An 11,815-nucleotide genomic window follows, 5' to 3' on the forward strand; every position below is an offset into this window, starting at 1 on the left:
CGCCGTTGCTCACTCATCTGCTTCAGGGGAGTGTAGTCAACGCCTCGAAAGAGCACTGGCAAGGTGCCAGATTTGAGAAGTGTCGCACCCGATTTGTACGGGCGCGATCAGGTATGCCGATCAGTACTGGTAACGCAGTACTGCGTGCGAGAGGGCGCGCACTGCAAAAATGCCGAGCAGCGCGGTCATTGCCGGGACGATGAGCCACCAGACCCGGACCGACATGGCGGGCAAGGGGTCGTTGCGCTGAATGAATGCCAGGCTGGCGGCGCAGACACAGAACGCCAGGAGCATTCCAGCGAGGATGTCCGTTGGCCAGTGAACGCCCAGATAAACCCTGGAAAGCGCGATGGCCAGTGCCGGAATGCCGCCGACCAGCATCCAGCTCAGGCGCAGGCGCACGGGCTGGCCGCGCCCGGCCAGCACCGCCAGCGTCATGAACAGCGCAAAGGCCGCAGAACTGTGGCCACTGGGCATGCTGTAAGTGGTCAGTGGCTCTACCAGCACCTCCGGACGAGCGCGGGCGAAGAACGTTTTCAGGGTGCCATTGGCAATCGCGGTACCCAGTGTTGCGGTCAGGGCAAAGGCTGCGTGACGCCATTGTCTGGCAACGGCCAGCACGATGATCAGCAGGGAGGCCGCCAGCAACTGGGCCTTGAAGTCGCCGATGCTGGTGACGAAGATCACGATGTTCTGTGCGGCCTCGCTGCGATGCTCTTGAATGAGCGTCATCAGGCCGTTGTCGAAGTCTGCCAGATAGGGCCAGCCGATGAACAGCGCCGCGACCAGCGTCAGGCTGAGCACGGAAATAAGTTTGGTTGCATAACGCTTTTGGCGAATGCTGCTCTGAATACTCAGCCCGAACAGAATCGCCAGACCGGCACCGACCACTGCCGCCTCAGGCCAGAAGCCTTCCGGCAGCGGCAGGCGAATGGCCGCGCCCGCCGCCCAGCCCGGCATCAGGTAGGCAATCGACCAGCCTGCCGCGGCCAGTACACTGACGGCCGCAAAGCGCGGCAGCGGCATGTCGCACATGCCGGCAATCATTGGCAGCATCGGGCGTAGCGGGCCGATGAAGCGCCCGACCAGCAAACTGGCGATGCCGTAACGGTGGAAGTAATTTTCCGCACCTTCCATCCACTCCGGGTGCGTGCGCAAGCCGGGCAACTGACGGATATTCTGATGAAAGCGCCGACCTATGAAGTACGACACCGCGTCACCCAGCAGCCCACCGAGAAAACCCAGTAACAGCACTTCGCTCAACGGCAGTATGCCGCTGCCCGCCAAGGCGGCGATGGCAAACATGATGACCGTGCCCGGCACGACGATCCCGACGATCGCGACGCATTCAGTGAAGGCCACCAAAAAGATCGCGACAGCCACCCAGGAAGGGTTTGCGGTCAGCCAGCCGGTCATGCCATTGAGCAGATCGCCCATCGGTCAGTTTCCTTGATCGAGAAATAAGTAGTCGCGGCCTTCGACCTGACCGCGTCTGAGAGGGTTCCGTGTGCAGAAACGGGCATAACCGGCATCTACGAAGCGATACATCAAATGCTCATCGCGCCCGGCAGGGATACCCAGGCGGGTGGTCTGGATAATGCGCTCGGGTGTCTGGCCGATGTCTTCGACCAGCAACCTCTGGGGGTCGAAGCGCCTGGCGTCCCACTCCGGTACTTTCAGACCAAGCGCCTTGCAAAGCAGCGTCTGGCCAGCACAGAGCCGTTGCGGCGGGCGGATTGCGCCGCTGGCGTCGGGGTTGTTCAACTGCATCTGCGCCAGGGCGTTTTCGTCGCTGGTTGCGTCGGTCCAGGGAAATGCCGATTTGATCAGCACTGCATTGCCCGGCCCCTCGGCGCTGAAATTCAGCGAGTCACCGCCGCGCGCGTAGTACATATAGATATGCCCGCCGTCGAGGAACAGTGCCTTGCGCTTTTCGGTATAGCCCAGCGAAGCATGGCTGCCTTTTTCAGCGCAGTAGTACGCTTCGGTTTCGATGATTCGGGCGGCCAGCCACAGCTCGCCCACCTTATGCCGAATGACCTTGCCCAGCAGATCGCGGGCCAGCAACTGGGCATCGCGATGGAAGAAATGATCCGGAAGGGCAGCGGGCATAGTCAGGCGGGCACGTTGAGAAGGTGCCCGATAATAACAAGCGCAACTTTAATTGCAGCTGAATGTGTCTGGATTAGCGGCTTTGTTGTTTCTGAACGTGACTGAATCATGACAAGCCATTCAGCGCAATGCGCGATGTCTGCATGCGCATGGCGTGCTGCAATGCCAGTCGCCGGTCAATAAATCTGCGCACTGATATCGACCATCCGCCTGTCTGCGCTGTCGTTCGTGCGGCACGACAGCTATAATCAGCCGCTTTCCTCTTTGCCAAGACCTCTGAGACCATGACTGAGTCCGTTCTTGACTACATGACCCGCCTGGGTCGCGCCGCCCGCGAAGCCTCGCGAGTGATCGGTCGTGCCAGCACTGCGCAGAAGAACCGCGCCCTGCAAGCCACTGCCGCCGCTCTGGACGAGGCGCGCGCCGAGCTGTCTGCCGCCAATGCGCTGGACCTGGCCAATGGTCAGGCCAACGGCCTTGAGCCGGCAATGCTGGAACGACTGGCCCTGACCCCCGCGCGTATCGACAGCATGATCGTCGGGTTGCGTCAGGTAGCAGGTCTGGCAGACCCGGTCGGTGCGATCCGCGACATGAGCTATCGGCCGTCGGGTATTCAGGTCGGCAAGATGCGTGTGCCGCTGGGTGTTGTGGGAATCATCTACGAGTCGCGTCCGAATGTGACCATTGATGCGGCCAGTCTGTGCCTGAAGTCCGGCAATGCGACCATCCTGCGCGGCGGTTCCGAAGCCATTCATTCCAATCGTGCCATTGCCGCCTGCATCGAGCGTGGCCTGGCCGAGGCCGGGCTGCCTGCTGCCGTGGTGCAGGTGGTTGAAACCACCGACCGTGCAGCAGTTGGCGCTTTGATCACCATGCCCGAGTACGTTGACGTCATCGTTCCGCGTGGCGGCAAGGGCCTGATCGAGCGGGTCAGCCGCGATGCGCGTGTGCCGGTCATCAAGCATCTGGACGGCATCTGCCATGTGTATGTCAGCGCTCACGCCGATCTGGCCAAGGCGCAGAAGATTGCCTTCAATGCCAAGACCTACCGCTACGGCATCTGCGGCGCGATGGAAACCCTGCTGGTCGATCAAACCATCGCCGCCGATTTCCTGCCCGCCATGGCCGCGCAGTTTCGCGAGAAGGGCGTCGAGTTGCGCGGTTGCGAGCGCACTCGTGACCTGATCGACGTTATTCCGGCCACCGAAGACGACTGGCACACCGAATACCTGGCTGCAATCCTGTCGATTCGTGTCGTTTCAGGGCTGGACGAAGCCATCGAGCACATCAACCATTATGGTTCGCATCACAGCGATGCCATCGTTTCCGACCATCAAAGCCAGATTCGCCGGTTCATGGCCGAGGTCGACTCCAGTTCGGTCATGGTCAATGCGCCGACCAGCTTCGCGGACGGGTTCGAATACGGATTGGGTGCCGAGATCGGCATTTCTACTGATAAGCTGCACGCCCGCGGTCCTGTCGGGCTTGAAGGGTTGACCTGCGAGAAGTACATCGTGATCGGTGATGGTCAATTGCGCGGACAAGCCTGACTTGAACAACCCCACGACAGCGCTGCCCAGACGTATCGGTATGCTTGGGGGTACGTTTGACCCGGTTCATATCGGTCACTTGCGCGGTGCGCTCGAAGTGGCCGAACTGCTGGAACTCGATGAGTTGCGCCTGACGCCCAGCGCCAGGCCTCCGCATCGTGACATGCCGAGTGTCACTGCCGAGGACCGTCTGGCGATGGTTCAGAGCGCGGTTGCGGGTGTGTCGCCCTTGACGGTGGATGACCGTGAACTGAAGCGGGACAAACCGTCGTATACCCTCGACACACTGGAATCGATGCGCGCCGAACTGGCGCCTCAGGACCAGTTGTTCCTGTTGCTGGGTTGGGATGCCTTTTGCGGGCTGCCGACCTGGCACAGGTGGGAAGAACTGCTGGAGCACTGCCATATCGTGGTGCTGCAACGCCCGGACGCGGACAGCGAGTCGCCGGATGCCATGCGCAATCTGCTGGCGGCACGTGCGGTCAGCGACCCCAAGGCCCTGAAAGGGCCGGGTGGACACATTACATTCGTCTGGCAGACGCCTTTATCGGTGTCTGCCACCCAGATCCGTCAACTGCTGGCCAGCGGTAAGTCGGTACGTTTTCTGGTGCCAGACGCGGTACTGGCCTATATCGATGCGCGCGGGCTTTACCGTGCGCCGAACACTGATGGGTCGTCCTGAAACTGCTTTGATCGATAAGCGTTTGAACGGTCCCACACATACGAGCTGAATGAGTTTTATATGACAAAGCAAAAAATGAGCAGTGAAGAAGTCATCAATGTTGCGATTGCAGCCCTTGAAGAAGTCAAGGGTGCCGACATCCTGACCATCGATGTGCGTGACAAGACCAGCATCGCCGACTACATGCTGATCTGCACCGGTACGTCCAACCGTCAGCTGAACGCACTGGTCGATAACGTCCGTGACAAGGTCAAGGCGGCCGGCCTGAAATCCCTGAGCGAAGAAGGCAAAGGCGACAGCGACTGGGTTCTGCTGGACCTGGGCGATGTGATCGTTCACGTAATGACCGCTGCGGCACGCCAGTTCTACGACCTGGAACGCTTGTGGCAGGGTGCCGAACAAAGCCGTGCCGCCAGCGCTGCGCATCACACTCCAGGCAACGAATAAGGCCTTGATGTGCGTCTGCGTCTGATTGCTGTGGGTTCGCGCATGCCCAAGTGGGTGGAGGAAGGTTGGCACGAGTACGCCAAGCGGATGCCCTCCGAGCTTGCGCTGGAACTGGTGGAAATCCCGCTCAATACCCGAGGCAAGAACGCCGATGTCGCGCGCTTCATCCGTCAGGAAGGCGAGGCGATGCTGGCGAAAGTGCAGCCGGGCGAGCGGATTGTCACGCTTGAAGTGCATGGCAAACCGTGGAGTACCGAACAGCTGGCGGTCGAACTCGATCGCTGGCGCCTCGATGCGCGCACGGTCAACCTGATGGTCGGCGGCCCCGAGGGGCTGGCACCTGAAGTCTGTGCCCGCAGTGAGCAACGCTGGTCTCTGTCGCCGCTGACCCTGCCGCATCCACTGGTGCGCATTCTGATCGGCGAACAGATGTATCGCGCCTGGACGGTCCTGTCCGGGCACCCTTATCACAAGTAGCATCGTCTTTACTGTGAATACGGCCTAAATGTCTCAACCGATCCGCCTCAAAGACCACGAAAAGGACGCACGCCTGGTGCGCGGCAGGGTCGTGTTCGGTGCCGTGGCGGTCGTGTTGCTAGTGTGCGTACTGATTGCCCGGCTGTATTACCTGCAGGTCATCCAGTACGAGTATCACTCCACACTGTCGGAAAACAACCGCGTTCACGTTCAGCCGATTCCGCCCAGCCGTGGGCTGATCTACGACCGTAATGGCGTGGTGGTCGCCGACAACCGGCCCAGTTTCAGTCTCAGCATGACCCGTGAGCGTGCTGGCGAGTGGTCCAGCGTGCTCGACACCATTGTCGAGATCCTGCAGCTCACCCCTGACGATCGCATCATCTTCGAAAAGCGCATGAAACAGGGGCGTCGGCCATTCGAACCGGTGCCCATCCTGTTCGAACTGAGCGAAGAGCAGATCGCCTTGATCGCCGTCAACCAGTTCCGCCTGCCGGGTGTCGAAGTGGTTGCGCAACTGGTCAGGCACTACCCGCAAGGGCCGCATTTTGCCCACTCGGTCGGTTACATGGGGCGGATCAACGAAAAAGAGCTCAAGAGCCTCGATCCGATCAATTACAGCGGCACGCACCATATTGGCAAGACCGGTATCGAGCGCTTTTACGAGCCCGATCTGCATGGTCAGGTCGGCTACGAAGAGGTCGAGACCAACGCCCGTGGCCGCGTGCTGCGTGTACTGAAACGCACCGACCCGATTCCCGGCAAGGACATCGTCCTGAGCCTGGACATCAACCTTCAGGAAGCTGCCGAGGCCGCACTGGGTGGGCGTCGTGGCGCGGTAGTGGCGCTGGACCCGGCCACCGGAGAAGTGCTGGCGATGGTCAGCGCGCCGAGTTTCGATCCGAACCTGTTTGTCACCGGTATCAGCTTCAAGGCCTACGCCGAGCTGCGCGATTCCATCGACCGACCGCTGTTCAACCGCATTCTGCGCGGCCTTTACCCGCCCGGTTCGACCATCAAGCCTGCCGTGGCGATTGCCGGGCTGGACGCCGGTGCGGTAACGCCCGGTTCAAGAGTGTTCGACCCAGGGTATTACCAACTGCCCAATTACGATCACAAGTACCGTAACTGGAACCGCACCGGCGATGGCTGGGTGGATCTGGATACCGCGATCATGCGTTCCAATGACACGTACTTCTACGATCTGGCGCACAAACTGGGCATCGACCGGCTTTCCACCTACATGAACAAGTTCGGCATCGGGCAGAAAGTGTCGCTGGATATGTTCGAGGAATCCCCCGGTCTGATGCCGTCCCGTGAATGGAAGCGCGCGACCCGTCGTCAGGCCTGGTTCCCTGGCGAAACGCTGATTCTCGGCATTGGGCAGGGCTATATGCAGGCCACGCCGTTGCAACTGGCTCAGGCGACCGCACTGGTGGCCAACAAGGGTGTGTGGAACCGTCCGCATCTGGCCAGAACCATCGAAGGCAAGGCGCCTGTGGATGAAAACCCGATGCCGGATATCGTGCTGCGTGATCCGGCCAACTGGGGGCGAGTCAACCATGGTATGCAGGAAGTGATGCACGGCGCGCGTGGTACGGCGCGCAAGGCTGCCATCGGTGCGCAATACCGGATCGCGGGCAAGAGCGGTACGGCTCAGGTTGTCGCCATCAAGCAGGGCGAGAAATACGACCGCACCAAGGTTCAGGAGCGTCACCGTGACCATGCCCTGTTTGTCGGCTTTGCACCGGCCGACAACCCGAAAATCGTTGTTGCAGTGATGGTCGAGAACGGCGAGTCCGGTTCCGGCGTTGCTGCACCCGTTGTGCGTCAGGTGATGGACGCCTGGCTGCTCGACGAAAACGGCCATCTCAAGCCTGAGTATGCCGGTTCCCTGAATCTGGAGGCTGCGGCCCGTGAAGAGTAATTTCGACCGCATCCTGTCCAGCGAAGACGTGATGCGCCGCCGTGCCACGTTTCTGCAGCGCATTCATATCGATGGCCCGTTGTTGATCCTGTTGCTGACCCTGGCGGCTGGCAGCCTGTTCGTCCTGTATTCGGCCAGCGGCAAAAACTGGGACCTGCTCATCAAGCAGGCCAGCTCGTTTGGTATCGGTCTGGTGGCGATGGTGGTGATCGCCCAGTTGGAGCCGCGCTTCATGGCGCGCTGGGTGCCGGTACTGTATGTCATCGGCGTCCTGCTGCTGGTAGTGGTGGATGTCATGGGTCACAACGCCATGGGCGCGACGCGCTGGATCAACATTCCCGGGGTGATCCGCTTCCAGCCTTCGGAGTTTCTCAAGATCATCATGCCGGCGACCATCGCCTGGTATCTGTCCAAACGCACGCTGCCCCCGCATTTGAAGCATGTAGCGGTCAGTCTCGCCCTGGTCGGTGTGCCGTTCATTCTGATCGTTCGCCAGCCTGACCTGGGGACGTCACTGCTGATTCTGGCCTCGGGTGCCTTTGTGCTGTTCATGGCCGGCCTGCGCTGGCGCTGGATTATCAGTGTGCTGGCGGCCGCTGTGCCTGCGGCGGTGGCCATGTGGTTCTTCTTTATGCACGACTACCAGAAACAGCGCGTGCTGACCTTCCTCGACCCGGAAAGCGATCCGCTGGGCACCGGCTGGAACATCATTCAGTCAAAGGCAGCCATCGGTTCGGGCGGCGTTTTCGGCAAAGGCTGGCTGCTGGGCACTCAGTCTCACCTGGACTTTCTGCCGGAAAGCCACACCGACTTCATCATCGCGGTGCTGGGTGAAGAGTTCGGTCTGGTGGGAATCTGTGCGCTGCTGATCATCTATATGCTGCTGATCGGCCGTGGGCTTGTGATCACGGCACAGGCGCAGACATTATTCGGCAAACTGCTGGCCGGGGCGTTGACCATGACGTTTTTTGTTTACGTTTTCGTCAACATCGGTATGGTCAGTGGCCTGCTGCCAGTGGTGGGGGTGCCATTGCCCTTCATTAGCTACGGCGGAACTTCGCTGGTGACCCTACTGTCAGCGTTTGGGGTTTTGATGTCGATCCATACACACCGTAAATGGATTGCTCAAGTTTGATTAAGGTGAACTATTCAATGCAAGCAATGCGTAACTGGGCTCGATATGCTCCGGTGGTCGGTCTGGTAGGCATCCTTGGATCGGTGCAAGAGGCACTGGCCGGCGACTATGAGGGTTCGCCCCAGGTAGCGGAATTCGTCGGTGAGCTGACCCGCGATCACGGTTTTGCCGGTGAGCAGTTGATGAGCCTGTTTCGTGAGGTCGAGCGCAAGCAGGCGATTCTCGATGCCATTTCCCGCCCGGCCGAACGGGTCAAGCAGTGGAAAGAGTATCGGCCGATGTTCATCACCGATACGCGCATCGCCCGCGGTGTCGATTTCTGGCGTCAGCATGAGGCCGCGCTGGCCCGCGCCGAGCAGGAATATGGTGTACCGGCGCAGATCATCGTTTCGATCATTGGCGTGGAAACCTTTTTCGGCCGCAACACCGGCAATTACCGGGTGATCGATGCGTTGTCGACGCTCGGTTTCGATTACCCGCCACGCGCACAGTTCTTCCGCAAGGAATTGCGTGAGTTTCTGCTGCTGGCTCGCGAACAACAGGTTGACCCCTTGACCCTCAAAGGCTCGTACGCCGGGGCAATGGGCCTGCCGCAGTTCATGCCGAGCAGTTTCCGCGCTTATGCAGTGGATTTCGACGGCGACGGCCATATCAACATCTGGACCGATCCGGACGATGCCATCGGCAGCGTTGCCAGTTACTTCAAGCGTCATGGCTGGGTGGCCGGTCAGCCGGTAGTCAGCCGTGCGACCGCACGTGGCGACCGGGTTGATGAGGGGTTGAGCCCTGCGCTTGATCCGGTAATGTCGGTCGGGGAGTTGCGACAGCTGGGCTGGGCGAGTCATGATGCGCTGCGCGACGATATGCCGGTGACGGCGTTCCGTCTGGAAGGCGACAATGGTCCTGAATACTGGCTGGGTTTGAACAATTTTTATGCAATCACCCGTTATAACCGCAGTGTGATGTACGCCATGGCCGTGTATCAGCTGTCTGAATCGTTGGTTCAAGCTCGAGGCGTCAAGTAATGCGGGCATCGCCAATTCTGCAAACATTCAAGCTTCTGGCGTTGACCGGCCTCGCAGTGCTGGTTGCCAGTTGCTCGTCGCCGTCACGCACAACCTCGTCACAGTCGCCAAAAGGCGGTGCCGCGGTGCGCTCGATGCCGGGGCTGGACATCAACCGTGCCCACAAGGACGGCGCGCCGTGGTGGGATGTGGATGTCTCGCGCATCCCCGATGCGACGCCGACCCTGCACACCGGTGCCTATAAGGCCAACCCGTATACGGTGCTGGGCAAGACCTATTTCCCGATGAGCGATGCCAAGCGTTACGTCGCTTCGGGCACCGCCTCCTGGTACGGCACCAAGTTCCATGGCCAGAACACCGCCAATGGCGAGGTGTACGACCTGTACGGCATGAGTGCCGCGCACAAGACCCTGCCGCTGCCCAGCTATGTCAAAGTGACCAACCTGGACAACAATCGTACGGTGATCCTGCGCGTCAACGATCGCGGGCCGTTCTATTCCGACCGTATCATCGACCTTTCGTATGCGGCCGCCAAAAAGCTCGGCTACGCCGAAACCGGCACTGCACGCGTCAAGGTAGAAGGGATCGACCCTCAGGAATGGTGGGCGCAACGTGGTCGTCCGGCGCCGCTGATGCTCAATCAGCCGCAGGTCGTTGCCCAGGCGACGCCGCCCGCGCTGTCCACTTCGACCGGCACCGTCGAGCAGTACACGCCACCCCCTCAGCAGCACGCCGCACCTGTCGTGCCGTTGCAGGTTGACGCAAAAAAAAACGCTTCAGGACAAGCCGCTGGGCTGTTTCTCCAGGTGGGAGCCTTCGCCAACCCGGACGCTGCGGAACTCCTGAGGTCGAAATTGAGCGGGATGGTTCGAGCGCCGGTGTTCGTCAGCTCGATAGCGCGCAATCAGCAAACGCTCTATCGAGTGCGGATGGGACCGATCGACACGCAGGGTGAAGCCCAGCAGCTGCAAAACAGCGTCAGGTCGGCCAATCTGGGTCAGCCGAGCGTAGTGACATCGGATCAGTAAGTTTTTTCGACAATCGTTCTCCGGCAACAATAGAGGACGGTATGCAGTCGCAGGCGGCGCAGCTTTGCCATCAGGGCCAGCGTTGCAGGTAACTGCCCACAAGGTCGCGTGTCGAACAGGCGACTTTGTCAGCCAGGGTTACAGCCTGGCGCCACGAGCCGTACCGAGGCGTTTTCGCCTCGCCGGTCTGTTCAGTTTTGCCCGCAAGGGCATGTTTGCCCATTAGGATTCTAGAGAGACGGATGAACATCACCACCTTTGCAAAACGTTTGTGCCTGCTTGTTCCACTGATTATCACCCCGACCGTCTGGGCGGCAGAGCAGATGACGCCTGCTGCACCGCAGCTGGCAGCCAAGTCCTACGTACTGATGGATGCCACCAGCGGTAACGTTCTGGTCGAGAACAACGGTGACCAGCGTCTGGCGCCTGCCAGTCTGACCAAGCTGATGACCGCCTATATCGCGACCCTGGAAATTCGTCGCGGCCAGATCGGCGAGAACGATCCGGTGACCATCAGTGAAAACGCCTGGCGCACGGGCGGTTCGCGGATGTTCATCAAGGTGGGCAGCCAGGTGACGGTCAGCGACCTGCTGCACGGCATCATTATCCAGTCGGGTAACGACGCCAGTGTTGCGATCTCCGAGCACATTGCCGGCAGCGAAGATGCATTTGCCGACATGATGAACAAGACCGCTGGCGACCTGGGCATGACCAACAGCCACTTCATGAACCCGACCGGTCTGCCGAACCCCGAGCACTACTCGTCGGCTCACGACATGGCGATCCTGGCGCGTGCAATCATTCACGAAGACCCGGCTCACTATGCGATCTACTCGCAGAAAGAGTTCTTCTGGAACGGCATCAAGCAGCCTAACCGCAACCTGCTGCTGTGGCGCGACAAGACCGTTGACGGTCTGAAGACCGGTCACACCGACGAAGCCGGCTACTGCATGGTGTCTTCGGCTGTACGTGACGGCATGCGTCTGATCGCGGTAGTGTTCGGCACCAACAGCGAGCAGGCCCGCGCGGCTGAAACCCAGAAGCTGCTGACCTATGGCTTCCGTTTCTTCGAAACCCAGAACTTCTATCAGAAGGGCACCGAGCTGGCTCAGGCAGCCGTCTGGAAAGGCACCGAGCGTCAGGTCAAGGCCGGTCTGGCTGAAGATCTGAGCATGACCATGCCAAAAGGCGACATGAAGAAGCTTTCCGCCAGCATGACCATGAACCCGCAACTGGTTGCGCCAATCGCCAAGGGCGACGTGATCGGCAAGGTCGAGGTCAAGAAAGACGATCAGGTGGTTCACACCGCTAATCTGATTGCGCTTGATGCAGTTGAGGAAGGTGGCATTTTCCGCCGCGTGTGGGATAGCATCCGCCTGTTCTTCTACGGCTTGTTCAACTGACCCTCCAGTAACTATTGCCGACCTTCTCGCGG

General features: G+C 60.2%; 11 protein-coding genes. 9 read left to right on the forward strand and 2 right to left on the reverse strand.

The window, feature by feature from the left end; translation table 11 throughout:
- Nucleotides 1-120 precede the first annotated feature (120 nt).
- Both AO068_RS14240 and AO068_RS14245 read right to left on the reverse strand, forming a co-directional pair.
- The gene (locus tag AO068_RS14240) at nucleotides 121-1,437 is read right to left on the reverse strand and encodes a bifunctional DedA family/phosphatase PAP2 family protein (RefSeq protein WP_058408683.1); all 1,317 of its coding nucleotides are present in this window, start codon (nucleotides 1,435-1,437) and stop codon (nucleotides 121-123) included.
- Nucleotides 1,438-1,440: 3 nt separating this feature from the next.
- Nucleotides 1,441-2,112: a DNA-3-methyladenine glycosylase gene (locus tag AO068_RS14245; protein ID WP_058402604.1), complete on the reverse strand. Its 672-nt coding sequence runs from the start codon at nucleotides 2,110-2,112 to the stop codon at nucleotides 1,441-1,443.
- A 284-nt stretch (nucleotides 2,113-2,396) separates the two neighbouring features.
- Between AO068_RS14245 and AO068_RS14250 the strand changes: the two genes are divergently transcribed.
- The 9 genes from AO068_RS14250 (at nucleotide 2,397) to AO068_RS14290 (ending at nucleotide 11,783) form a co-directional block, all read left to right on the forward strand.
- Entirely contained in the window at nucleotides 2,397-3,662 is a 1,266-nt protein-coding gene (locus AO068_RS14250; protein ID WP_002555339.1) for a glutamate-5-semialdehyde dehydrogenase, read from the forward strand.
- A 22-nt stretch (nucleotides 3,663-3,684) separates the two neighbouring features.
- On the forward strand, nucleotides 3,685-4,344 hold the full coding sequence (gene nadD / locus AO068_RS14255; RefSeq protein WP_161794688.1) for a nicotinate-nucleotide adenylyltransferase: 660 nt from the start codon (nucleotides 3,685-3,687) through the stop codon (nucleotides 4,342-4,344).
- 60 nt (nucleotides 4,345-4,404) lie between these two features.
- A complete protein-coding gene (gene rsfS, locus AO068_RS14260) occupies nucleotides 4,405-4,791 on the forward strand; it encodes a ribosome silencing factor (protein WP_002555337.1) in 387 nt (128 codons plus the stop codon).
- 9 nt (nucleotides 4,792-4,800) lie between these two features.
- Entirely contained in the window at nucleotides 4,801-5,268 is a 468-nt protein-coding gene (rlmH, locus tag AO068_RS14265; protein ID WP_002555336.1) for a 23S rRNA (pseudouridine(1915)-N(3))-methyltransferase RlmH, read from the forward strand.
- A gap of 28 nt (nucleotides 5,269-5,296) precedes the next feature.
- Nucleotides 5,297-7,192, forward strand: coding sequence for a penicillin-binding protein 2 (mrdA, locus tag AO068_RS14270; RefSeq protein WP_058408684.1), 1,896 nt, complete (start codon nucleotides 5,297-5,299; stop codon nucleotides 7,190-7,192).
- A 31-nt stretch (nucleotides 7,193-7,223) separates the two neighbouring features.
- Nucleotides 7,224-8,327, forward strand: a complete 1,104-nt coding sequence (gene rodA / locus AO068_RS14275) for a rod shape-determining protein RodA (RefSeq protein ID WP_003368803.1) — start codon at nucleotides 7,224-7,226, stop codon at nucleotides 8,325-8,327.
- 17 nt (nucleotides 8,328-8,344) lie between these two features.
- On the forward strand, nucleotides 8,345-9,352 hold the full coding sequence (mltB, locus tag AO068_RS14280) for a lytic murein transglycosylase B (protein ID WP_002555333.1): 1,008 nt from the start codon (nucleotides 8,345-8,347) through the stop codon (nucleotides 9,350-9,352).
- On the forward strand, nucleotides 9,352-10,380 hold the full coding sequence (locus AO068_RS14285) for a septal ring lytic transglycosylase RlpA family protein (protein ID WP_058408685.1): 1,029 nt from the start codon (nucleotides 9,352-9,354) through the stop codon (nucleotides 10,378-10,380). Before mltB ends, AO068_RS14285 begins: the two co-directional genes overlap by 1 nt.
- A gap of 242 nt (nucleotides 10,381-10,622) precedes the next feature.
- On the forward strand, nucleotides 10,623-11,783 hold the full coding sequence (locus AO068_RS14290; RefSeq protein WP_058408686.1) for a D-alanyl-D-alanine carboxypeptidase family protein: 1,161 nt from the start codon (nucleotides 10,623-10,625) through the stop codon (nucleotides 11,781-11,783).
- The last annotated feature ends 32 nt before the right edge of the window (nucleotides 11,784-11,815 follow it).

Source organism: Pseudomonas sp. ICMP 3272 (assembly GCF_001466905.1).
GTDB lineage: Bacteria > Pseudomonadota > Gammaproteobacteria > Pseudomonadales > Pseudomonadaceae > Aquipseudomonas > Aquipseudomonas amygdali.